General features: G+C 70.7%; 18 protein-coding genes and 2 pseudogenes. 12 read left to right on the plus strand and 8 right to left on the minus strand.

Annotated elements, in window-relative coordinates:
* The first annotated feature begins 11 nt into the window (after positions 1-11).
* On the plus strand, positions 12-1,511 hold the full coding sequence (gene mmsA, locus ABZS64_RS14530) for a CoA-acylating methylmalonate-semialdehyde dehydrogenase (protein ID WP_355828190.1): 1,500 nt from the start codon (positions 12-14) through the stop codon (positions 1,509-1,511).
* A gap of 82 nt (positions 1,512-1,593) precedes the next feature.
* Here the strand turns inward: mmsA and ABZS64_RS14535 are convergent, their stop codons facing one another.
* Both ABZS64_RS14535 and ABZS64_RS14540 read right to left on the minus strand, forming a co-directional pair.
* Entirely contained in the window at positions 1,594-2,784 is a 1,191-nt protein-coding gene (locus tag ABZS64_RS14535) for a S8 family peptidase (RefSeq protein ID WP_355828193.1), read from the minus strand.
* Positions 2,785-2,995: 211 nt separating this feature from the next.
* On the minus strand, positions 2,996-3,412 hold the full coding sequence (locus ABZS64_RS14540; RefSeq protein ID WP_355828196.1) for a GNAT family N-acetyltransferase: 417 nt from the start codon (positions 3,410-3,412) through the stop codon (positions 2,996-2,998).
* Between the two features lie 133 nt (positions 3,413-3,545).
* Here ABZS64_RS14540 and ABZS64_RS14545 point away from each other — a divergent pair, with 133 nt between their 5' ends.
* Together ABZS64_RS14545 and ABZS64_RS14550 are read left to right on the plus strand one after the other, a co-directional pair.
* Positions 3,546-6,299 carry an alpha/beta fold hydrolase gene (locus ABZS64_RS14545; RefSeq protein ID WP_355828199.1) on the plus strand — a complete coding sequence of 918 codons (2,754 nt, stop codon included), beginning with the start codon at positions 3,546-3,548 and terminating at the stop codon, positions 6,297-6,299.
* Positions 6,296-7,153 (plus strand): ABC transporter permease, encoded by an 858-nt coding sequence (locus ABZS64_RS14550; RefSeq protein ID WP_355828202.1) that lies wholly within the window; start codon positions 6,296-6,298, stop codon positions 7,151-7,153. Before ABZS64_RS14545 ends, ABZS64_RS14550 begins: the two co-directional genes overlap by 4 nt.
* 52 nt (positions 7,154-7,205) lie before the next feature.
* Here ABZS64_RS14550 and ABZS64_RS14555 read toward each other — a convergent pair whose 3' ends face one another.
* Positions 7,206-7,808 carry a DNA-binding response regulator gene (locus tag ABZS64_RS14555; RefSeq protein ID WP_355828205.1) on the minus strand — a complete coding sequence of 201 codons (603 nt, stop codon included), beginning with the start codon at positions 7,806-7,808 and terminating at the stop codon, positions 7,206-7,208.
* Between the two features lie 460 nt (positions 7,809-8,268).
* On the opposite strand from ABZS64_RS14555, the pseudogene ABZS64_RS14560 reads away from it, so the two are divergent.
* The 3 genes and pseudogenes from ABZS64_RS14560 (at position 8,269) to ABZS64_RS14570 (ending at position 11,968) form a co-directional block, all read left to right on the plus strand.
* A pseudogene (locus ABZS64_RS14560) lies at positions 8,269-9,835 on the plus strand (von Willebrand factor type A domain-containing protein).
* A gap of 484 nt (positions 9,836-10,319) precedes the next feature.
* Positions 10,320-10,790 (plus strand): DUF1772 domain-containing protein, encoded by a 471-nt coding sequence (locus ABZS64_RS14565; protein WP_355828208.1) that lies wholly within the window; start codon positions 10,320-10,322, stop codon positions 10,788-10,790.
* A 182-nt stretch (positions 10,791-10,972) separates the two neighbouring features.
* Positions 10,973-11,968, plus strand: a complete 996-nt coding sequence (locus tag ABZS64_RS14570) for a lysylphosphatidylglycerol synthase transmembrane domain-containing protein (protein ID WP_355828211.1) — start codon at positions 10,973-10,975, stop codon at positions 11,966-11,968.
* Positions 11,969-11,994: 26 nt separating this feature from the next.
* Here ABZS64_RS14570 and ABZS64_RS14575 read toward each other — a convergent pair.
* From ABZS64_RS14575 to ABZS64_RS14585, 3 genes and pseudogenes are all read right to left on the minus strand, one after another.
* Positions 11,995-12,177: pseudogene (locus ABZS64_RS14575) on the minus strand (ABC transporter permease); the annotation flags it as partial.
* A 129-nt stretch (positions 12,178-12,306) separates the two neighbouring features.
* Positions 12,307-12,627, minus strand: coding sequence for a GYD domain-containing protein (locus ABZS64_RS14580; RefSeq protein WP_355828214.1), 321 nt, complete (start codon positions 12,625-12,627; stop codon positions 12,307-12,309).
* Between the two features lie 122 nt (positions 12,628-12,749).
* On the minus strand, positions 12,750-13,046 hold the full coding sequence (locus tag ABZS64_RS14585; RefSeq protein ID WP_355828217.1) for a hypothetical protein: 297 nt from the start codon (positions 13,044-13,046) through the stop codon (positions 12,750-12,752).
* A 213-nt stretch (positions 13,047-13,259) separates the two neighbouring features.
* Between ABZS64_RS14585 and ABZS64_RS14590 the strand changes: the two genes are divergently transcribed.
* A complete protein-coding gene (locus ABZS64_RS14590) occupies positions 13,260-13,553 on the plus strand; it encodes a hypothetical protein (RefSeq protein ID WP_355828220.1) in 294 nt (97 codons plus the stop codon).
* Positions 13,554-13,559: 6 nt separating this feature from the next.
* On the opposite strand, the gene ABZS64_RS14595 is transcribed toward ABZS64_RS14590, so the two are convergent.
* A complete protein-coding gene (locus tag ABZS64_RS14595; protein WP_355828222.1) occupies positions 13,560-14,540 on the minus strand; it encodes a helix-turn-helix transcriptional regulator in 981 nt (326 codons plus the stop codon).
* Positions 14,541-14,909: 369 nt separating this feature from the next.
* Here ABZS64_RS14595 and ABZS64_RS14600 point away from each other — a divergent pair, with 369 nt between their 5' ends.
* Genes ABZS64_RS14600 through ABZS64_RS14615 form a run of 4 tightly spaced genes read left to right on the plus strand, consistent with a single transcriptional unit; the run spans position 14,910 to position 17,012 of the window.
* Positions 14,910-15,125 carry a hypothetical protein gene (locus ABZS64_RS14600; RefSeq protein ID WP_355828225.1) on the plus strand — a complete coding sequence of 72 codons (216 nt, stop codon included), beginning with the start codon at positions 14,910-14,912 and terminating at the stop codon, positions 15,123-15,125.
* A 16-nt stretch (positions 15,126-15,141) separates the two neighbouring features.
* On the plus strand, positions 15,142-15,411 hold the full coding sequence (locus ABZS64_RS14605; protein ID WP_355828228.1) for a hypothetical protein: 270 nt from the start codon (positions 15,142-15,144) through the stop codon (positions 15,409-15,411).
* Positions 15,412-16,359 (plus strand): hypothetical protein, encoded by a 948-nt coding sequence (locus ABZS64_RS14610; protein WP_355828231.1) that lies wholly within the window; start codon positions 15,412-15,414, stop codon positions 16,357-16,359.
* Positions 16,293-17,012, plus strand: a complete 720-nt coding sequence (locus ABZS64_RS14615) for a VOC family protein (RefSeq protein ID WP_355828234.1) — start codon at positions 16,293-16,295, stop codon at positions 17,010-17,012. The genes ABZS64_RS14610 and ABZS64_RS14615 overlap by 67 nt, the downstream gene beginning before the upstream one ends.
* Before the next feature lie 10 nt (positions 17,013-17,022).
* Here the strand turns inward: ABZS64_RS14615 and ABZS64_RS14620 are convergent, their stop codons facing one another.
* Positions 17,023-19,509 (minus strand): AAA family ATPase, encoded by a 2,487-nt coding sequence (locus ABZS64_RS14620; RefSeq protein WP_355828237.1) that lies wholly within the window; start codon positions 19,507-19,509, stop codon positions 17,023-17,025.
* A 321-nt stretch (positions 19,510-19,830) separates the two neighbouring features.
* On the opposite strand from ABZS64_RS14620, the gene ABZS64_RS14625 reads away from it, so the two are divergent.
* Positions 19,831-22,128: a TOMM precursor leader peptide-binding protein gene (locus ABZS64_RS14625; protein WP_355828240.1), complete on the plus strand. Its 2,298-nt coding sequence runs from the start codon at positions 19,831-19,833 to the stop codon at positions 22,126-22,128.
* Positions 22,129-22,164: the final 36 nt, after the last annotated feature.

Raw genomic sequence — 22,164 nt, forward strand, 5'->3', positions numbered from 1 at the left:
AGGAGCACGAAATGAAGACCGTCAACCACTGGATCGGTGGCAAGACCGTCGAAGGCGCGTCAGGCAACTGGGGCCCGGTCACCGACCCGGCGACCGGCGCCGTCACCACCCGGGTCGCCCTGGCCTCGGCGGACGAGGTCGACGCCGCCGTCACCGCGGCGAAAGACGCGTACGCCACCTGGGGCACGTCCTCGCTCGCCCAGCGCACCTCCATCCTCTTCCGCTACCGCGCCCTGCTCGACGCGCACCGCGACGACATCGCCGCTCTGATCACCGCCGAGCACGGCAAGGTCCACTCCGACGCGCTCGGCGAGGTCGCCCGCGGCCTGGAGATCGTCGAGCTCGCCTGCGGCATCACCACCCAGCTCAAGGGCGAACTGTCCACCCAGGTCTCCAACCGGGTCGACGTCTCCTCGATCCGTCAGTCGCTCGGCGTCGTCGCTGGCATCACGCCGTTCAACTTCCCGGCAATGGTCCCGATGTGGATGTTCCCGCTGGCGATCGCCTGCGGAAACACCTTCGTACTGAAGCCCAGCGAGAAGGACCCGTCGGCCGCGAACCTCCTCGCGGAGCTGGCCGCCGAGGCGGGCCTGCCCGACGGTGTGCTCAATGTCGTCCACGGCGACAAGGTCGCGGTCGACGCGCTGCTCGCACACCCGGACGTCACCGCGGTCTCCTTCGTTGGCTCCACCCCGATCGCCCGATACATCCATGCCACCGCCTCCGCCAACGGCAAGCGCGTCCAGGCGCTCGGCGGCGCGAAGAACCACATGCTGGTCCTGCCCGACGCGGACCTGGACGCGGCCGCGGACGCGGCGGTCTCGGCGGCGTACGGCTCCGCGGGCGAGCGCTGCATGGCGATCTCCGCGGTCGTCGCGGTCAGCTCCATCGCCGACGAGCTGGTGGACAAGATCCGCGAGCGCGCCGAGAAGATCAAGATCGGCCCCGGCAACGACCCGGAGTCCGAGATGGGCCCCCTGATCACCAAGGCCCACCGCGACAAGGTCGCCACCTATGTCACGGGCGCGGCGGCCCAGGGCGCGCAGGTTGTGCTCGACGGCACCGGCTACACCGTCGACGGCTTCGAGGACGGCCACTGGATCGGCCTGTCGCTGCTCGACAAGGTCTCCACGGACTCGGACGCGTACCGCGACGAGATCTTCGGCCCGGTGCTGTGCGTGCTGCGCGCGGAGACGTACGAGGAGGGCGTGGCGCTGATCAATGCCTCCCCGTACGGCAACGGCACGGCCGTCTTCACCCGCGACGGCGGCGCGGCCCGCCGCTTCCAGCTGGAGGTCCAGGCGGGCATGGTCGGCGTGAACGTCCCGATCCCGGTCCCGGTGGGCTACCACTCCTTCGGTGGCTGGAAGGACTCGCTCTTCGGCGACCACCACATCTACGGCAACGACGGTGTGCACTTCTACACGCGCGGCAAGGTCGTCACGACCCGCTGGCCGGACCCGTCGGAGGGCCACATCGGCGTGGACCTGGGCTTCCCGCGCAATCACTGATGGCACCCGGACCGCCCCGGCCCGCACGGACTCGGAAGTCCGTGCGGGCCGGGCCTGTTCAGTGCCTCTCGTGCCAGTACGGCTAGAACAGCGAGTGCAGCAGCTTGTTCGGGGAGCCCGTCCGCGGGTCCTGGACCTTGCCGCTCGTTGCGTTGTTCACGAGCGCGTTCCTGACCTGCGCCGGGGTCGCCGTCGCATGCGTCGCCAGATACAGCGCCGCCACGCCCGTCGTGTGCGGCGTCGCCATCGAAGTGCCCGAGATCGTGTTCGTCGCCGTGTCGCTGTCCTTCCACGACGACGTGATGTTCACGCCCGGTGCGAACAGGTCAAGACACGTCCCGTAGTTGGAGAACGACGCCCTCCGGTCGGTGTTGTCCGTCGCGCCGACCGTGATCGCCTCGGGGACGCGGGCGGGCGAGTAGTTGCACGCGTTTGCGGGCAGGCCCAGGATGGGAAGGCCGTTGCCCGCGGCGATCGAGTAGCTGACGCCCGAGGCGATGGACTTCTTCACCGCGTTGTCCAGCGACGCGCTCGCACTGCCGCCCAGGCTCATGTTGGCGACGGCCGGCTTCTTCGCGTGGGCGGTAACCCAGTCGATGCCCGCGATGACCCCGTCCGTCGTCCCGGAGCCCTCGCAGTCCAGGACGCGTACGGCAATGAGCTTGACGGCCTTGGCCACGCCGTACGTCTTGCCGCCGACCGTGCCCGCGACATGTGTGCCGTGGCCGTTGCAGTCCTGGCCGTTCTGTCCGCCGCCCACCGTGTCCGTGCCGACGCTCGCGCGGCCGCCGAACTCGCTGTGGGACGTGCGGATCCCGGTGTCGATGATGTACGCGTTCACGTTCGACGCGGTGGTGTTGTAGGTGTACGTCTTCGACAGCGGCAGATTCCGCTGGTCGACGCGGTCGATGCCCCAGGTCGCGTTGGACTGGGTGTCGTTGAGGCGGACCGTGGCGTTCTGCTCGACGTACGCCACGCGCGGATCGGCCGCGAGCTGCGCGGCCTTTTCGCGGGACATCGACGTGGAGAAGCCCTTGAGGACGTTGCGGTAGGTGAGTTTCGGCGTGGCGCCCAGATCGGCGGCGCGCGTGGAGCCGTCCTTCAGGACGACAATCCAGCTGTTCTGTACGGCAGTTGCAAGGGGAGCGAGACGAAGATCGCCGACGGGCGCGCTCTGCGCGGTGGGGGAGGCGGCGAACTGGAGACCGGCGGCAAGGGCGACTATGGGTATCAGCGCCCCGAAGCGTCGGGCAGTGGCTCTCATCTCGTGCACCTACCTTTCGTTGACCGTTAACGGACAAGTACGGGAGTGCATGGTGCCAGGAGCTGCATATGCGCTGACCAGCGTCTCGTGCCGTGACCCGCGAAACAAGACAGCATCACCACGTGGTGCGTGACGGACCCACACATTGTGAACACCCATCAACTGGTAGATCTCACGCAAAATCACACCTACCGGACAGCCGCGCCAACGGACGCGATCGCTAGCCCGCGGTGAACTCCCAGGTGAGCATCGCGAACACCCCGTCGTCCCGCGCGCCCGTCGAGCGGTATGTCGCCAGCGCCGGATCGTTGTCCGTGTCCACGCCGACCCACAGGTCGTAGCAGCCGCGCTCGCGCGCCACCTCGCGCAGCGCCTCGACGAGGGCACCTCCGATGCCGCGCCTGCGATACGGCTCGTCCACCGACAGCTCATACAGACACATCTCTGTGCCCTTGTCGGGGTGGAGCATCTCGATGCCCGAGACCATCCCAGCCGGGGCGCCGTCGGCATAGGCGATCAGCATCAGATGCCCGGGGGCCGCCAGAAATCGCTCCGCCCACTCCGCCCGCGCCGGGCCGTCATAAAGATGCTCGGCCGCGATGAGCTCGGCCACGGTGGTCGCGCGCCGGATGTCCATACGGATCCCTTCACACGGCGGTGCATACCGCGTCTGGTGTACGGCGACCGTACTGCGTACTACTCGAGGAGGCTCCTGAGTTCCGCCTGGCGGCAGCCGAGATGGCACAGGGGATCCACTTAGGGTTTCAAGCATGCAGATCCGACTTCCCCGGCCGCGCGGCCGATGGCTCGCAGGCGTCGCCGCCTTCGCCGTCCTCGCCGGCGCGGGCACCTGGACCGCGGTCGCCGACGACAGCGCACCGGTCGTGCAGCGTGAGGACCGGGTGCAGGAGATGCCCGGGGCGAAGATCGACACCTCCTACTTCACGACGGGCGGCACGGAGCGCCGCCCCGCCGTGCTCCTCGGGCACGGCTTCGGCGGCAGCAAGGACGACGTGCGCGCCCAGGCCGAGAAGCTGGCCCGCGACGGATACGCCGTGCTGACCTGGTCCGCCCGCGGCTTCGGTTCATCCACCGGGCAGATCGGGCTCAACGACCCCGACTTCGAGGTCAACGACGTCTCGCGGCTGATCGACTGGCTGGCCAAGCGGCCCGAGGTGCAGCTGGACGCGAACGGCGACCCGCGCGTCGGCGTCGCCGGTGCCTCCTACGGCGGAGCCATCTCATTGCTCGCCGCCGGATACGACAAGCGCGTCGACGCCATCGCACCCGCCATCACCTACTGGAACCTCTCCGACGCGCTCTTCCCGAACGGCGTGTTCAAGAAGCTCTGGGCCGGGATCTTCTTCTCCACCGGCTCGGCCGGGGCGCAGGGCACCTCAGGGGACCAGCCCGCCGATGTGCCCGCCGGGGACACCCCGCCGGGCGGCGCCGGGAAGCAGGGCACGGCCGGGGCAGGCACGCCCCGAGGCCCGGCCGCCGCCGGCGGCTGCGGCCGCTTCCAGCCCGCGCTGTGCACGATGTACGAACGCGTCGCCGTCGCCGGAAAGCCCGATGCCGCCGCCGAGCAACTCCTCCAACGCCGCAGCCCCTCCGCCGTCGGCAACCGCATCAAGGTGCCCACACTGATCGTGCAGGGCCAGTCCGACTCCCTCTTCCCGCTCGCGCACGCCGACGCCATGGCCAAGCAGATCAGCGCCAACGGAGCGCCCGTCTCCGTCGACTGGATCGCCGGCGGCCACGACGGCGGCGACCGCGAGACCGGCCGCATCGAGTCCCGTATCAGCAACTGGTTCGACCGCTACCTCAAGCAGGACAAGGGCGCCGACACCGGACCCGCCTTCCGCGTCAGCCGGACCGGAGGCATCGACTCCACCGACGGCGAGGCCCTGCTGCGCGGCGCGACCGGCGACCGCTACCCGGGCCTCGCCGGCGGCGCACACCCGATCGCCCTCACCGGCCGTGAGCAGAGCTTCGCCAACCCGGCCGGCGCCACCCCGCCCGCCATCTCCGCCGTCCCCGGCCTCGGCGGCGGACTCACCCAGCTCTCCTCCCTCGGTCTCGGTCTCTCCCTCGACTTCCCCGGCCAGTTCGCACGCTTCGACTCCCAGCCCCTCCAGCAGTCCCTGCGGATCACGGGCTCGCCGACCGTCCGCGCCACAGTCACCTCCTCCAGCGGTGAAGCGGTGCTGTTCGGCAAGGTGTACGACGTCGGGCCCGACGGCCGCCAACAGGTCCTGCCCTCCCAGCTCGTCGCCCCCGTCCGCGTCGAGGACGCCAAGCAGGGCAAGGACGTCGCACTGACCCTCCCCGCCGTGGACCACCAGGTCGACGCCGGGCACCGGCTGCGGCTGGTGCTGTCCGCGACCGATCTCGGCTATGCCTCCCCGGCCGCTCCTGCCACGTACACCGTCGCACTCGCCGACGGCGGCACCCTGGCGGTGCCCACCGCACCGGCCGTGAAGACCCAGGCCGCGGGACTGCCCTGGTGGACCTGGGCGCTCCCGGCCGCGGGCGCACTTCTGGCAGCGGCCCTGCTGATCACCGCCCGCCGCCGTGCGCTCGCCCCGGCACCCGACCCCGAGCTGGCCGAAGTGCCGCTGGAGATCACCGGGTTGACCAAGCGGTACGCCAGGTCCGCCGACCGGTATGCCGTACGGGAACTGTCCTTCCGGGTCGAGAAGGGCCAGGTCCTCGGTCTTCTCGGCCCCAACGGCGCGGGCAAGACCACCACCCTGCGCATGCTCATGGGCCTCATCCGGCCCGACGAGGGCGAGATCCGCGTCTTCGGCCACGCCATTCGGCCGGGCGCGCCCGTCCTGTCCCGGGTCGGCGCGTTCGTCGAGGGCGCGGGTTTCCTGCCGCATCTGTCGGGCCGCGACAACCTGGAGCTGTACTGGCAGGCCACCGGCCGTCCCGCGAGCGACGCGCATATCGAGGAGGCCCTGGAGATCGCGGGTCTCGGCGACGCCCTCGCCCGCGCCGTACGCACCTACTCGCAGGGCATGCGGCAGCGTCTCGCCATCGCCCAGGCCATGCTCGGTATGCCGGATCTGCTGATCCTCGACGAGCCGACGAACGGACTCGACCCGCCCCAGATCCGCGAAATGCGGGACGTGATGATCCGGTACGCGGCCGCAGGCCGCACGGTGATCGTCTCCAGCCACCTCCTCTCCGAGGTTGAACAGTCCTGCACCCATCTCGTGGTCATGGACCGCGGCCGCCTGGTGCAGGCAGGACCGGTCGCGGAGATCACCGGCGAGAGCGACACCCTGCTCGTCACCACCGCCGACGAAGTGCCGGAGCCGCTGGTCGAGAAGATCGCCGCGCTGCCGGGGATCGGTTCGGCGACCCGTACGGACGAAGGACTGCTCGTACGCCTCGACGGGTCCACCGCCACCGGCATGATCGCCGAACTCGTCCGTCTGGATGTGCCGTTGACGGGCGTCGGTCCGCACCGCCGCCTGGAGGATGCCTTCCTCACCCTGATCGGAGGACCCGCATGAGCACGCTGGTCGAGTCGGCCCCGGGCTACCGGGCACGGCACACCCTGCCGCTGCGTGTCGAGGCGGTACGGCAGTTGAAGCGCAGGCGGACGATGGTGATGGCCGGGGTGATGGCCGCACTGCCGCTCATTCTGATCGCCGCCTTCGCGATCGGCGGCACGCCGAACGGCGGGGACAGCGGCCGCGTGACCCTGATGGACACGGCCACCGCGTCCGGCGCGAACTTCGCCGCCACCTGCCTGTTCGTCTCGGCGGGCTTCCTGCTGGTCGTGCCGGTGGCCCTGTTCTGCGGCGACACCGTGGCATCGGAGGCCAGCTGGTCGTCCCTGCGCTATCTGCTCGCCGCGCCCGTACCGCGCACCCGGCTGCTGTGGTCCAAGCTGGCGGTGGCGCTCGGCTTCAGCGCGGCGGCGATGGTGCTGCTGCCGCTGGTCGCTCTGGCGACGGGCACCCTGGCTTACGGCTGGGGGCCGCTGGAGCTGCCCACGGGCGGCTCCCTGGGCGCCGGGGACGCGGTGCCGCGTCTGGCGCTGGTCGTGGCGTTCATCTTTGTCTCCCAACTGGTCACGGCCGGGCTTGCGTTCTGGCTGTCCACCAAGACCGACGCCCCGCTGGGCGCGGTCGGCGGCGCGGTCGGACTGACGATCATCGGCAATGTGCTGGACGCGGTCACGGCGCTCGGGTCATGGCGTGATGTGCTGCCCGCGCACTGGCAGTTCGCATGGATCGACGCGCTCCAGCCACAGCTGGAATGGAGCGGCATGGTGAAGGGCGCGGCCGTCTCGGTGACGTATGCCCTGGTGCTGTTCGCGCTCGCCTTCCGGAACTTCTCCCGCAAGGACATCGTGTCCTAGGGCCTGTCGTTCGGATCTTGCTCCAGGGCCTTTGCTCCACAACGCCTTAGATCTACAACCAGCCCCGACGAGCCGCTTCCGCTCCCGCCCGGAAGCGGCTCGTCGTGCCGAGGGCGGTGAGCAGTTCACCGACGCGGCGGCTGTACGTACGCCCCGACATGCCGAGCCGGGGCGCGGCCGCCTCGTCCGTGAGCCCGGCCAGCATGGCGTGGAGCACGGGCTTCAGATGGGCCGGCACGGCACCGGCCACCATATGTCGGGTCAGATCGTCACCCGTGTCCCACCAGGTGCGGTGTGTGTGGACCAGCGTCTGGACGACGACGGGATCCCGGATCAACAGCACGCCGTTGTAATGCAGTTCCAGATCGAGGGGCACGGCCGCGACCGTGCGGTCCGCCACGACCATCTTGAACGGGATGGAGTCCGTCACCCGGGCCGCGCCGGGGCAGCGCCACGGCTCCCGGACATGGGTCAGCCCCTGCCGGGGCGCGATGCGCCGGACCGTCGCGGTCCGTTCGGCGGCCGTGCGCACACAGGCACCGGCAAATTCGAGAAACGGCTCCGGAATGCCCTGACCCAGCGCACCGGCCGGGTCGTCGAAGCTGAGGAGCTCACGGCGCGCGGAGCGGACCAGCCCGGTCAGGGCCGCTCTCACCTGCGCCACTCCGTGAACCGGCTGCCCAGGCACATTGCGCAGAACAGACCGTGAATCGTCTCGACCGAGCACGGAGCCCGGAACCACCCCCACTGCCATCGCAGATCATCCCCCGCCATGCATGCAGACACGGTCCGTCCCCTTCGGATCCGTATGCCACTCCATGTACGCACACGAGCGCGCATGGTGACAAGCGCCTGTTCAGAGAATGGCGAGTCATTGCCAGCCCCTTCAGTTCCGAGCGGTGGGCCGGTCACGCTGGAGGCAGGAGAGGTCAGTGCGGGCACCGGAGCCACTGAGGGAGTTGCCCACCCGGCCGGGCAACTCCCGCCCGCCGTTGCCGCATTGAGATTCATCCGCAACTCCTTCGACTGCTCCCTGGAGCCGTCTCGGACGTCACATTCACAAGTGACGATCCAGGGGAGCCCAGATGAAGCTCAGCACACGGACGTACAGGGGAATGGCGGCCGCGGTACTGGCCGGCGGCATGCTGCTGACCGCGGGCTGCGGGGCGGGCGGCCAGGCCGACCGGACCTCTCACGGCGGCGAGAAGCGGGCCGACGACGGCTCGAAGCCCGCTCCCGCGCCGATCGCACCGGACCGGCGGAGGAGGTGCGGCGGAGGGGGTTGACGGCGGGTCTGAAGGGAAGCGGAAGGGGGACACGCTCCAGGACTCCAAGCCCGCGCCCGACTATCTGTCGACCTTCGCGCTCGACGTGGACACCGCCTCGTACGGGTACGCCCGCCGCACGCTGGCCGACGGGCAGCGGCCCCGGGCCGCCGACATCAGGCCCGAGGAGTTCATCAACAGCTTCCGGCAGGACTATCCGCGGCCGAAGGGCGACGGCTTCTCGGTGACGGTCGACGGCGCGCGGACCCGTAGCAGCGAAGGCGAGGTGAAGAGTGAGGCGGGAGGCGAGGAGTGGTCGCTGGTGAGGGTCGGGCTTTCCACCCGCCCCTCCGACCGCGCGGGCGAACGGCCGCCCGCCGCCCTCACGTTCGTCATCGACATCTCCGGCTCGATGGCCGAGCCGGGCCGGCTCGACCTCGTCCAGGAGTCGCTGGGGACCCTCACCGATCAGCTGCGCGACGACGACTCGATCGCCGTGGTCACCTTCAGCGACGAGGCCGAGACCCGGCTGGCGATGACCCGGCTCGACGGCAACCGCGAGCGGATCCACTCGGTGATCGACAGCCTGGAGCCGACCGACTCCACCAATGTCGAGGCGGGCGTGCGGACCGGCTACGACGAGGCGGTCAAAGGCCGTCGCCGCGGAGCCACCAATCGCGTCGTACTCCTCTCCGACGCCCTCGCCAACACCGGCGAGACCAAGGCCGACAAGATCCTCGACCGGATCGACGACGCACGGCGGGAGTACGGGATCACACTCTTCGGCGTAGGCGTCGGCAGTGAGTACGGCGACCAGCTGATGGAGCGGCTCGCCGACAAGGGCGACGGTCACACCACGTATGTCTCCACCAGCGAACAGGCGAGGAAGGTCTTCGTCGACCAGCTGCCCACCCATGTCGAACTGCGCGCACGGGACGCCAAGGCGCAGGTGGCCTTCGACCCGGGGACCGTCAAGCAGTTCCGGCTCATCGGCTACGAGAACCGTGCGGTCGCGGACGAGGACTTCCGCAACGACCGCGTGGACGGCGGCGAGGTCGGCCCGGGCCACACGGTGACGGCGCTGTATGCGGTACGGCTGCGGGAGGGCGCGAGCGGGCACGTCGCGACGGCGACGGTCCGCTGGCTCGACCCCCGCACGCGCGCGCCGCACGAGCAGACGGGCTCGGTCGAGACGGACACGATCGACGGTGCGCTGTGGGACGGAGCGTCCAAGAGGCTCCAGGTCACGGCGATCGCGGCGTACTTCGCCGAGTCGCTGCGGGGCGGCTCGATGCCGGGAGCGCCGGGTCTGGGTGAACTCGCCGAGCGGGCCGGGTCACTGGCGAAGTCGACGGAGGACGGAGCGGTACGGCAACTGGCTGAGGCAATTGGGCAGGCGCAGAGGCTGCGGGACTGAGACGGGGATGGGGTGCGGTGTGCCGGGCGGCCGCGCGGCAGGCGCGGCTCCGGCCGGCGGCGCGGGGCTCTCTGGTCTCGCGGCCCGCGCAACCCGGCCCAGGGGCGGGGCCGCACAGGCGGGTTCGGCTGAAGCTCGGTGGCGCGCGGGCCCGTTCGCCCCCAGGGGGCACGGCCCGGGTTCGGCTGGAGCTCGGTGGCGCGGGCCCGTTCGCCCGATGGGCACGGCGTGGGCGCATCTCACCGCCCGGTGCGGCCGCACAGGTGGGTTCGGCTGAAGCTCGGTGGCGCGCGGGCCCGTTCGCCCCATAAGGCACGGCGTGGCCGCATCTCACCACCGGTGCGGCCGTGCAGGCCCGTTCGGCTGCAGCCCCTTCGGACGCGATGGCATTGCGGTCCATCCCCGCGCCGACTGGTCCGCGGCGCGGTCGTGCAGCGCGCAAGGATGCTGCGTCGGCCGGGCACGGCGGGCCATGATGTCGGGCATGGCCACCCTTCTGCTCGCCCTCGCCATCATCTTCACCGGTCTGTACGCGGGCTTCATGCTGACCTTTCAGACCGGGGTCATGCCCGCTCTCGCCCAGCTGTCCGACGACCAGTTCCTCCCCGCCATGCGCCGTATCAACGAGGTCGTGCCGCGGCCGCTCTTCCTGCTGATCTTCTTCGGGATCATCGCCTTCCCGGCCGCGGCCCTCGCCGTCCCCGTCGACGGCCGCACGGACACCCAGCGGTGGCTGATCATCGCGGGCCTGGTGTGCGCGGTCCTCAATCACCTCGTCACCGCCGTCGGCAACATCCCGCTGAACAATGCCCTCGCCACGTCGGAGAAGGACCCCTCGGCCGGACCCGACAGCGAGGTCCGCGCGGCCTTCGAGCCCCGCTGGAACCGTCTCCATCTGATTCGCACGCTGTTCACGATCGCGTCATTCGCGCTGATGGTCTGTTCCGCGCTGTAGTGAACGCCTGAGCAGTCGCCGCCCCCAGAGGCCACCGACGTATCCGCTGGATGTCGGGTGCCCGACACCGGGATGTCGGGAGCGAGGGGCAGGTTCCCGGGCAGCCCCCCCGCCTCGTACCTCGTACCGCGATCGCCGCACGAGGCAGGCCCGATGAAAGAAGGACGGCCGAGAACGTGGCCATGCCCGAGACCCTCCCCCTGCAACGGCAATCGCAATCGCAACGGCAACCGCTGAACCGTCTGCGGCAACTGCCCGTCCGCCGGATCGTCTGCTTCGTTCCGTTCGTCCTGGTCGCCGTCTGGGCGGTCGGCAACTGGCCCCTCGTCGCCTCCGGCGTCGGCCGCCTCGGCGGCGCCGACGTCAGCTGGCTGCTCATGGGCGCCGTCGTCACCGGACTGTGCTGGGTGGCGGCGTCCTGCGTACGCCAGGGAACCGTGATGGAACGGCTCCCCACAGGCCGTCTGCTCGCCTCGCAGTTCGCCGCGGGCGCCGCCAACCACCTGCTCCCGGCCGGACTCGGGGCTCATGTGGTCACCCTGCGTTTCCTGCGGGGCTGCGGCATTCCGCTGGACCGGTCGACGGCCGCGCTCGCCCTCTACAGCCTGGTCGAGGCCGTCGCCAGGATCGGGTTGCTGCTCGCCCTGGTGGTGGCCTTTCCCGACGCACTTCGGCTGAACGAGCTCATTCCGCCGGGGAGTACGGTCCCGACGGCCCTCCTCGTCGCGGTCGCGGTGATCGGAGCGGCGGTCATCGTGCTGCTCTCCGTACCGAGGCTGCGCCGCTTCATCGCCGGATTCCTGCGCACCGCGCTGACCGACGCACGCGCCCTCCACAAGCGGCCCTCCCGGGCGCTGGCCCTGTGGGGTGGCGCACTGGCCTTCCCGCTACTGCAGGCCGGGGTGTTGGTCTGTGTCGCGCTCGCTCTGGAGCTGCCGGTCTCGTGGCCGCACATCGTGATCGCCTACCTGGCGGCGAGCATCGCGGCCGGCTTCATCCCGGCGCCGGGCGGCATCGGCTCGGTCGAGCCCGCCCTGGCCGTCGCCCTCGTCACCGTGGGGGCGCCGCTCGTGGTCGCCACCGCCACGGTTCTCGGCTTCCGCTTGCTCACCGTATGGATGCCACTGCTGCCGGGGGTGGCGGTACTGGCCGCGCTGGTGCGGTGGCGGGTGCTCTGAGACCGGGGAGCGTACGACCGGCGAGGGGCCGCCAGCCAGGTGAGCGCGAGGGTGAGCAGGCCGAGGATGCCGATGGCGGCGATCCATTCGACGGGGGTGGGGTCGGGCCGGAAGCCCACCGCCGGCGCAACGCCGATGACGAGGGTGATGCCGGCCATCGTCTGGATCACGCTGCCGACGACATGTCCGGTCAGGAATGAGGCGCGGGTATGGCGCCATGGCAAGTCATTGTGGCGCACACATGGCGCCATCGGCTCCTGACCGGCGATCGCGACGCGCCACGGCCAGGGCCACGGCGGTGCGCCACCGCGAAGCCTCGCGTGCGCGAGGGGTGTGTGTCAGGCGCCGGGTCCGCGGTACTCCACCTTCTGGCGGACCGCTTCGTCGATCTCCTCCGGCGTCAGCAGCACCACGACGCTCGTGCGAACGCCACCGGCTGCCGACGTAACCAGGCCCACGGCCGCGGCGGAGACGTTGCTCGGCAGGTCCACCACGACGTACACGTCCTCCTCGCCGAATGCCCAGTTCATCGATTCGAGCTGACCCCCCACGCTCTGGACCATGCGTTCGACGACCTCGCGGCGCGCGGTACCGCCTTCCTTGAGCAAGCCCTTCAGTCCATCCACCGTCAACTTGGCTTTGATCAGGTATTTCGACATCGGTCTCTGCCCTTTGGTCGCTGGGGCTTATATCCCGTTTCTTGCCCTCTACTCGAATTCTCCTCCGCGCCACGCCCCCCGTCGCGGTGAAGACCGTGCCCATGCCTGGTGGCAGCGGGCATCTACGACACGGGGGCGCCGAGTGCGCGGCCGCGGTAGAAGCCTTCGCGCTCCTCGACGACGTACGGGGCCATGGCTTCGTGTCGCCGCGTCTCCGCCTCGGAGGCCCGCCAGGAGTCGCACGCCTCCTTGGTGTCCCAGAACGACACCCCGGTGATCTCCTGACCGTCCTCGGACCAGTACGCGTAGGCGTAGGACAGGGCCTCCGGGTACGGGTCCGGGCGCCATGCCCTCTCGAACTCCTCCAACGTGCCGGGCTTGATGCGGCGCGTCGTCACCCAGACGAATTGCTCCTTCATCGCAGCCTCCTCCGGAACGCCCGGTCCGGCCTGATGGCGCTTCCCAGACCACCGTAGGTCCGTGGTGCCGCTTCCGCCTCCGCGGCGGGGATCGCGGCCGGGCGGCCCGGTGACCTGCATATGGAAGTCGTCAAGGCGAGAGGAATCGGAGTTGTCTCCAAGCACCTTGTGATGGACGATTGTTGTCCCGGGCCGGGCTCTCGAGGTGGGGAAATGAGCGGCTACATTCTGGTGCCCTCTGTCGTCGTAGGGGCCCTCATTGCCGCCAGTGGGATTGCCGCGATCCGGACGGGCTGGCTGCCGACGTGGCAGCGCAGGCACATCCAGCGGCCGCGCCTGTGGGGTTACGGGCAGCTGATCATGGCCGCGTACCTCGGTCTCCAGGTGACGTTCGGCGTGCTCGCAGGGCCGGATGCCCGGTCCGTCGGTGTCGGCGCGGGCGTGGTGCTGGTGTTCATCGCCGCGGGGCTGATGTGGGCGTCGCAGCGGCCTCCCCGGGCGGGGTGAGCACCGTCAGAGCCAGCCGCGCTGGCCGGCGCGGAGACCCGCTTCGAAACGGCTGCGCGCCTCGAGTCGTTCCATCAGGTCGGCCATCATCCGGCGCACCGTGCGCAGTGAGAGGCCGAGTTGCTTTCCCGCCGCCGCGTCGGTCAGGCCGCTGCTCAGCAGGCGCAGCAGTTCCTGTTCCTGGCGGGTCAGCCCGCGCTCGTCGCGCTCCGGGCCGGTGCCGAGCGGTACAGCCGCTGCCCAGACCCGGTCGAAGAGCGCGACCAGTCCGGCGACCGGGCCGGGACCGGTGAGCTGGACCGCCCCCTTGCGGGTGTTCTCGGGGTCCACGGGGACGAGCGCGATCTCGCGGTCGATGAGGAGCATGCGCAGCGGGAGGGAGGGCACGGTGCCGACCTCGCCGCCGAGTTCGGTCAGCCAGACCGCGTAGTCGTTGGTCACCGCGTCGTTGCGCACGCTGTCGAGATATACGGTCCTCATCCGTACGCCACGGGCGATGACATCCCGGTCCAGGGGCTTGCTGGCGTTCAGGCTGGCTTCCGACTGGGCGCCACCGGGGTTGAAGGTCAGGCATTCGGTGGTGGCGCTCGCGGCCAGTTCCTGGATGCGTTCCTGGACGGCGTCGATGCCGATGAGCTGCTCGGCATAGCGCTGCACGCTGCCGGTGTAGAGGTCGCTGTACTCGCCGAGCAGGCTGGTCAGCGCCGCCTCGCAGCGGTCGAAGTCACGTTTCTTCCGCTGGAGTTCGCTCTCCTGCTTGCTCAGCAGGTCGCGCAGTCCGACCTTCGGGTCGACGGGGCGCAGGTCGGCGTCGGCCCGTGAGCGGTGGAGCAGTCGGAGGTCCGCGAGCCGCTCCAGGGCGGCCCGGACGGTGGGCTCGCGGAACGACAGCCGGCGGGCGAGTTCCGCGACGCCCCAGTGGTGGTTGACGAGCATCAAGCGGTAGACGGCTTCCGCTTCGGCGTCCAGCCCCAGTAGTTCGAGCATGCCTGACAGATCCCCCGTTGATCAGCTTCGGCCCGGGCCGGGCTCGCTTTGGGTGCTCAAGGTCGTTTCTCGGCCGCGGTGCTGAGCCATTGTTCAACGCGCGGGGGCCCTGAGAAACCAAGTTTCCGTAAACGATCGTGAACTCGGTGATCCTGGAATACGAAAGTCCGGTTCCGGCCGGAGGAAACACCGGCCTGGCACCCAAGTGCCACGAGGTTCTTGATGCCAGTGATAACCCCTTCCGCTGGGCGTGCCACGCGCCGCAGGATTCTCGGCATCGCAGAAACGCGACGGAACCGGCTGGGGCCCGAATGGACACCGGTCGAGACCGTGGCGTCGACGAAATCCAAGAAGTCGTACGGGGGAAAAATGTCTTCGATCAACAGAATTCTCGGGTGTACCGGCGGCGCGGTCGTGCTCGGCGCGATGCTCTTCTCCGGCTCCGCGCACGCCGCGGAAAACCCGGCGGGCGGCACCGTCGTCGCCCACTCCGACAACCTCAACTGGGACACAATTCCGGCCGATGTCGCACGGTGCATCGCCGACCGGATCGCCGAGATCGGCAACAACCTCAACTGGGACTGAGCGGGATTCCGTGCAGATGAGCGTGGTGACCCTGATCGCCCCCGAGCATTCCGCCGGACAGGAGCTCGACCTGCTCCTTCTGGCCAGTCTCCTCCGCGCGGTGGCGACCCCGGACGACGGCCTCGAGCACATCTCCGTCCGCCCCGCCCCGGACCGTGTCGATCTGGTCCTCTTCCAGACCGTGGCCGGTTCCCGGGGCGGGGCGGCCACCGGCGAGGAACTCTGCCACCGGGCACTCGAGGCCGTGCGCCGGCTCGACGGCTGGACCGTGGGCACGGTGTCGTGAATGGAACGGGGAACCGCCATGGCGGACGCATCGCACCTCTTCCTCGAATTCTTCTCAGAGCAATTCGCAGTCGCCGCACCGACCGGTCAATTGGCCGATCTGCGTTTCCTGTTCGGCCCGCACGTGGTGGCGGATTCTCAGTCTCCCGGCAGGCTGCGGGTCGAATTCACGACGCCGGACGAATATCTCGTACGGCGAAGCGACGGCACCACTCTGCTGCGGCGCACCTTCCGCGACTGGGGAAATGTGCCGCCGCCCGTCCCTCCCTTCGCGGCCCTGCGTGGCCGGTACCGGCTGCTCCCGGCCGTCGTACTCGCCAAGGGCGGTGCGACCGTCGCCCTCGTCGGCGGCCCCGGAGGGCAGCAGGCAGGGACCGGATTCGCCCTCGCCCAGCTCGGCTGGCGCTTCGTTTCCGGGCGTCTGCTGGTCGTGGACCGGACCACCGGGCAGACACTCCCCTATCTGGCACCGCTCGAACTGCGCGGTGAGATACGGGAGTCGGTGGCTGCCCGCGGTCTGCCGCGGGGCACCGCCAGGGCGCGGCGCTCCACGCTGAGCGGCGAGGTGCTGCTCGTACGCCCGGAGGCGGCAGGCGGCGCCGTGCCGGTCGGGGCGCGGCTGGCGCCACCCCGGGTTGTGCGGCTGTGCCGTGGCACCGGGGAGGCCGTGCGGCTGGTGACCTGGAACCGCAGGGCGCAGACCTGGCCGGTGGTGGACGGCACGGAGGACGTCGACGGTGCGGGGACCCCGGACGAGCCGGACTGGGACACCTACCGGCTCGAACTCACCCCGGCGGGCGGCGTGGAGGAGGCCGCCTGTCTCATCGACCAGCAATGGGCACCCGAGGGGGACACCATTGATACGACGGAGAAGGAGCGCGCATGCCCCGCCGTACCGGATACGGACCCGGCACGCCCTGCTGGACTGACTGTGTCACTACCGATCTGAAGGGTGCCCAGGACTTCTACGCCGGTCTTTTTGGCTGGGAGTACGAGGACGAGGGGCCCGGATACCGCATCGTCTCGCTGCGCGGCGAGATCATCGGCGGGATCGGCCGCAGCCCGGGCGGTCCTGCGGGGTCGGCCTGGAACGTCTATCTCGCCACCAAGGACGCCGAGGTGACCCGGGCTCGGGTGCTCGCCGAGGGCGGCCGGGTAGTGATGGGACCGGTGTCCGTCGCGGACAACGGCCGGCTGTTCCTCGCCGTGGATCCTGCCGGGGCGCCGGTCGGCTTCTGGGAGGGGCGTCGTGCGGAGGGCGTCGTGCTCGCCGACGAGCCGGGTGCCGTGTGCGGGACGCTGCTGAGCGTGCACCGCGACGCTCAGGCGGAGCAGTTCTACGGCGCGCTGTACGGGTACACGGCCGATCGCGTCGCACACGGCCGCACGACCCTCACCCTGGGCGGCGTTCCGTATGCCGAACTGGTCGCCGACCCGAGCGTGTCGCCGCACTGGATGCCGCTGTTCGGCGCCGCGGACCCGACCACCACGGTACGGGCGGCACTCGCAGCAGGCGCGTCCCTCGTGACCCGCCCCGGTGGGGGGACGGTGCTGCGCGATCCGTGGGGGGCGGTCTTCGGGCTCGTGGAGCCGGGCCGCTGATCCACGGGGCCTACGGGCCGGGCGTCCGGCCGGTCACCGGGCCGCTCTCCAGTGCCGCCACCGCCGCGGCGAGCTGAGGGCGGCCCCGGATGCCGAGTTTGCGATAGATGCGGCCCAGGTGGGTGTCCACCGTCCGCTTGCTGAGGCACAGCTGCTCGGCGGTCTCCAGATTGCTGAAGCCGCGCAACACCAGGTCCGTCACGCGCTGTTCGGCCACCGAGAGACGTAGCGGCTCCGCTGCCCCGGACTGCTGAGGGGCGGCGGTCTCCGTTCCGGGCGTCTGCGGACCCGGCGACCCGGGCATTTCCTGCCGTCCGGCGATGGTGCGGGCGGCCTCGGGCTCTCCGAGCGCCTCGTAGCAGCGCGCCGCATGTGAACGCCAGGGTATGCAGGCCGGGTTGGCGATACCGCGTGCGGCAAGCCGGTGCCCGCACTCCAGGAACATGTCCAGTGCGGCAGCGTGCTCACCCCGTGCCAGCGCCACCATGCCCCGCGCCTCCAGCACCACACCGCGTACCAACGGATGGGTGTCCGGCCGGAGTTCGGCGGTCGCAAGCAGCGCTGCCGCGGAATCGTGCTGGCTACGCCGTACGAGGGCGCGGGCCGCGCATCCCGCGGCCGCGGCCGCCAGACCCGGTGCCCGAACCGCCTCCGCGAGCGAGCCGGCCTCCCGGGCGTCGCCGAGGCTCGCCGCCCAACGCCCGTGGCGGTACGCGGCATCCGCCCGCACCAGCAGGGCCAGGGCCAGTTCCGCCGGGTGAGCCCGTCCCCGGGCGGCGGTCACGGCGCGGTCCGACCACTCCGCGGCCTCGTCCACCGCTCCCGTCCAGGCGAAGGCCAGCGCCGCGCTCAGCACCGCTGCTCCGGTGTCGGCGGGGGAGAGGCCCGCCACGCAGCGGTCCGCGAGCCGCCTGGCCTGCCGCGTGCCCCGGCCACCCGCGGCCTTCATGGCGGCGAGTGCTCCGAGCAGCGCGCGCGATGACGGGTCGGGGGAGCCGCCCAGGGCCCGTACGGCCTGGTGAAGTCCCGCGCGGTGTCCGGCGAGCGCGGCCTGCGCTGCGAAGGGCAGCAGCAGTTCACGCTGCCCGCCCGCCGCCAGGCCCGTCGCCAGCTCCGCGAACGGCCTTACCGCCGCGGCCCCTTCGGCGCCGAGCGCCGGATGGGCGAGCGGCAGCAGTGCGCGGGCCCGCTCCGCAAGCCCGCCGGGACCGCCGGCCACGGCCGCCGCGTATCGCGCGCAGGCCGCCAGATCGCGGTGCAGTTCGACCGCGCCGAGCTCGGCCGTCAGCTCCGGGGAACCGCTCTCGTCGCCGTCCGCGGCGGCGGACTCAGCCAGCGCCCGGCGCAGGAAGCGGGCCGCGCCCTCCCAGTCCTGCCCGGCCGCCGCGTCCCGTGCCGCCGACCGCAGCACGGGCATCGTCCAGGGCTCACCCGTCGTGCCCAGCGCCATCAGATGCTCGGCGGTCTGCGGGGCGGGTGCCCCCAGCCGGGCCAGCAGGGCGGCGGCCCGCGCATGCAGGTCCAGCCGTTCGCCCGCGGGCAGCCGGGAGAGGATGGCCGTACGGATCAGATCGTGCCGGAAGCGGTCCGGGGGGCCCGGCTCGAGCAGCCCGGTCCCGCGCAGCGCCTCCCGCGCCTCGACCGCGGCGTACTCGCCCTGACCGGTCAGGACCGCGGCGGTGGGCAGATCGGCGTCCGGTCCGAGCAGCGCCAGCGAGGTGAGCAGTTCGACGGCGGTCGGGTGGCGGTGGTGCAGCCACTCCAGGGTGGTGTCGGACAGTGTCGAGGCCCCGATCCGCAGGACGGTCTCCAGGTCCGGTGCGCCGGGCGACACCGACTCCTCGCGCAGACGGTCCGTCAGTTCGCGGAGCACCAGGGGATTTCCCTGCGACAGGATGTGGCAGGCGGCCGCGAGTTCGGGGTCGAGAGGCCCGCCGAGGGCGAGCGCGGCCGTCTCGGTCGTACAGCTGTCGCACAGCGGTCCGGGCCGCAGCAGCGTGGTGTACGAGAGTGCGCCGAGCTCCGCCAGCAGGCCGTCGTGCGCATCGGGCGCGAGCGTGGCGAGCAGGGCGACGGACAGACCGTCCAGCCGCCGGGCGAGGTAGGCGAACCACCGCAGCGACAGCTCGTCCGCGTCCGCGAGATCGTCCACGACGACTGCCACCGGCCGGGTCGCGGCCAGTGAACGCGCCGTGCTGAACAGGCCGTCCAGTACGTCGTGCGGTGCGGCGTCCGCCGGGGGAGCGGCGGGCCCCGACCGGTCGAAGAGCTGGCGCACCACCCCGTACGGAAACTCCCGCTCCGTCGGATGGCAGCGGGCCCGCAACACCACGGTCTCGGACGGCAGGAGTTCGGTCGCCGCCTGGAGCAGCGCCGTCTTGCCGATGCCGCGCGGCCCCTGGATCACCACGACCGCGGGCCGGCCGTCGCCGAGCCCGGACAAGGACTTGCGCAGTAGGCCGAGTTCGGTGTCACGCTGCAGCAAGCGCTGCCGCAACTGCCCCTCCGGCATCATGGCCCCCCTGTATGCCCCCGTAGGGGTGTCCATGCCTGATCCCAAAAACACCCCCCAGACCTGACCTTCGCACCTTACTCCGCGTTTGTACGCGCCGAACCCGCGGCGGAAGCGCCGGTCCTGGATACGCGCCGGATTACGTATCCGGGCCCCGCATACGTAATCCCGCCGCAGATACGTAACGCCGCTTCCCGCCCGGGAATTCGGTATGTACAGCAGTTTTCGGCCCGTGCTTGGATTGCTCCCACTTACCGGGGAATTGCTGGAAATCCCCGCAGGGATACGTGATATGGGGGAACGAAGATGGAGCGTCCTCGAGTCAAGGCGCACTACCTGCGTGAAGTGGTCGACGGCTCGAAGGTCTTCCTCCTCGCCGAGGGCAAGGACTATCTGGTCCAGGGCCGCGCCGCCGCGCTGCTGCTCCCGTACCTCGACGGCACCCGCACGGTCCCGGACATCATCCAGTTGCTGAGCGGCACGCTCTCCATCGCCGAGACGCTCACCGCGCTGCGCCGCTACGAAGCCGCCGGACATCTCGCCGAGGGCCGCCCGGACCTGCCCGAGCCCCAACTCGCCTACTGGGACGCGCAGGGCATCGACCCCGCGGCCGTGCTCACCGCCGCCGCGGACGGGGTGAGCGTGCTCACCGGGCGGAGCGTCCCCTGCGAGCCGGTCCTGGCCGCGCTGCGCGAGACGGGTCTGACGGTACGGACCTCCCCGCTGGAGGAGACCGGCGAGGGCTACGCGCCGGGCGAAGGTCTCACGGTCGTCCTCGTCGACGATTACCTCGACCCCGCACTGGAGCGGATCAACGCGGCCCATCTCGCCGCCGAGCGCCCCTGGCTCCTCGCCAAGCCCGGCGGGGTGACCCCGTGGATCGGCCCGTTCCTGCAGCCGGGCCACACCGGCTGCTGGTCCTGTCTGGCCCAGCGCCTCGGCGGGAACCGCCAGGTCGAGCGCTATCTCGCGGGCAAGCGCGGCGACCAGGCCCCGCTGCACCCCTCCCACGCCGTGATCCCCGCCGGGGCGGGCGCGCTCGCCGGCCTGCTCGCCGCCGAGACCGGACGCACCCTGGCTCAGCTCGCCACCGGTTCGTGTCCGTCCCTCGAAGGCCGCATGGTCACCCTCGACCTCGGCACGCTGACCACCGAGGAGCACGAGCTGATCCGCCAGCCGCAGTGCGCCTCGTGCGGCGACCCGGCGCTGGTCACCGAGCGCAGCCCCAAGGTCGTCCTCTCGGCGAGCCCGGCGCGGCACACCACCGACGGCGGCTACCGCGTACAGGCGCCTCAGCTCACCTTCGACCGGCTGAAGAAGCACATCAGCCCCTACCTCGGCGCGATCACCAAGCTCGGTGCGCACGAGGAGAGCGAGGGCGGCAACGGCATCACGTACAGCTTCACCGCCGGGCACAACTTCGCGATGGTCAACGACAACATGGATCTGCTGCGCCGCAATATGCGCGGCCAGAGCGGTGGCAAGGGCCGTTCCGAAATGCAGGCGAAGGTGAGCGCGGTCTGCGAGGCCATTGAGCGCTATTCCGGGGTCTGGCGCGGAAACGAGCCGGTGACGCGGGCCGCGTACCGGGATCTCGACCCGGAAACCGCGGTCCACCCGGACGAGCTCCTGCACTTCTCGCCCGGCCAGTCCGAAGGACGTGCGGAATGGAACGCTCATCCCGCGCACCGTCTCCAGCTCGTCCCCGATCCCTTCGACACCGGCCTTCAGCTCGACTGGTCCTCGGCCTGGTCGCTCACGCACGACCGGGAACGGCAGATTCCCTCCGGCTATGTCTGGTACGGGCACCCGGACCTCGACGGTCACTTCTACTGCGTCGGCGACTCCAACGGCAGTGCCAGCGGAAACACCCTCGAGGAAGCGATCCTGCAGGGCTACTGCGAGGTCGTGGAGCGGGACGCCGTCGCGCTCTGGTGGTACAACCGGCTGCGCCTGCCCGCCTTCGACCTCGACTCGCTCGGCGACCCGTACGTGGACACCATGCGCGCCTTCTACGACTCCATGGACCGCGATCTGTGGGTCATCGACATCACGTCCGACCTGGGGATCCCGGTCTTCGCCGCGGTGTCGAACCGGCGCCACGAGGTCCAGGACATCATGGTCGGCTTCGGCGCCCACCCGGATCCGAAGATCGCCGCGATCCGTGCCCTCACCGAGGTCAACCAGTTCCTGCCGTACGTCGACCGCCGCGACGCGGAAGGCAACACGCTCTACCGCTCCGACGACCCCGAGACGCTGACCTGGTGCAAGGAGGCCAAGCTCCAGCAGGAGCCCTGGCTGCTGCCCGATCCCGCGGCGAAGCCCAGCACACTCGGCGACTTCGAGCCACTGGCGGGTGACGACCTCGCCGGGCACATCCAGGACTGCGTACGGCGGGCCGAGGCGGCCGGCATCGAGGTCATCGTCCTCGACCAGACCCGGCCCGATCTGGACCTGAACGTCGTCAAGGTCATCGCACCCGGAATGCGGCACTTCTGGCGGCGGCTCGGCGCGGGACGGCTCTACGACGTACCGGTGCGGATGGGCCTGCTCGAAGAGCCGCGCACCGAGGACGAGATGAACCCCTGGAACGTCTTCTTCTAGACCGTGCGGTCCATCTCGCCCAGCTGACTCATCACT

Origin of the sequence: Streptomyces sp. NPDC005408 (assembly GCF_040606445.1) — a bacterium.
Taxonomy (GTDB): Bacteria; Actinomycetota; Actinomycetes; order Streptomycetales; family Streptomycetaceae; genus Streptomyces.

Coding starts and splice junctions, on each gene's coding strand:
- mmsA (WP_355828190.1), top strand. CDS start 12: ATGAAGACCGTCAACCACTGGATCGGTGGCAAGACCGTCGAAGGCGCG.
- ABZS64_RS14540 (WP_355828196.1), bottom strand. CDS start 3,412: ATGGACATCCGGCGCGCGACCACCGTGGCCGAGCTCATCGCGGCCGAG.
- ABZS64_RS14545 (WP_355828199.1), top strand. CDS start 3,546: ATGCAGATCCGACTTCCCCGGCCGCGCGGCCGATGGCTCGCAGGCGTC.
- ABZS64_RS14550 (WP_355828202.1), top strand. CDS start 6,296: ATGAGCACGCTGGTCGAGTCGGCCCCGGGCTACCGGGCACGGCACACC.
- ABZS64_RS14565 (WP_355828208.1), top strand. CDS start 10,320: ATGGCCACCCTTCTGCTCGCCCTCGCCATCATCTTCACCGGTCTGTAC.
- ABZS64_RS14570 (WP_355828211.1), top strand. CDS start 10,973: ATGCCCGAGACCCTCCCCCTGCAACGGCAATCGCAATCGCAACGGCAA.
- ABZS64_RS14580 (WP_355828214.1), bottom strand. CDS start 12,627: ATGTCGAAATACCTGATCAAAGCCAAGTTGACGGTGGATGGACTGAAG.
- ABZS64_RS14585 (WP_355828217.1), bottom strand. CDS start 13,046: ATGAAGGAGCAATTCGTCTGGGTGACGACGCGCCGCATCAAGCCCGGC.
- ABZS64_RS14590 (WP_355828220.1), top strand. CDS start 13,260: ATGAGCGGCTACATTCTGGTGCCCTCTGTCGTCGTAGGGGCCCTCATT.
- ABZS64_RS14595 (WP_355828222.1), bottom strand. CDS start 14,540: ATGCTCGAACTACTGGGGCTGGACGCCGAAGCGGAAGCCGTCTACCGC.
- ABZS64_RS14600 (WP_355828225.1), top strand. CDS start 14,910: ATGTCTTCGATCAACAGAATTCTCGGGTGTACCGGCGGCGCGGTCGTG.
- ABZS64_RS14605 (WP_355828228.1), top strand. CDS start 15,142: ATGAGCGTGGTGACCCTGATCGCCCCCGAGCATTCCGCCGGACAGGAG.
- ABZS64_RS14610 (WP_355828231.1), top strand. CDS start 15,412: ATGGAACGGGGAACCGCCATGGCGGACGCATCGCACCTCTTCCTCGAA.
- ABZS64_RS14615 (WP_355828234.1), top strand. CDS start 16,293: ATGCCCCGCCGTACCGGATACGGACCCGGCACGCCCTGCTGGACTGAC.
- ABZS64_RS14625 (WP_355828240.1), top strand. CDS start 19,831: ATGGAGCGTCCTCGAGTCAAGGCGCACTACCTGCGTGAAGTGGTCGAC.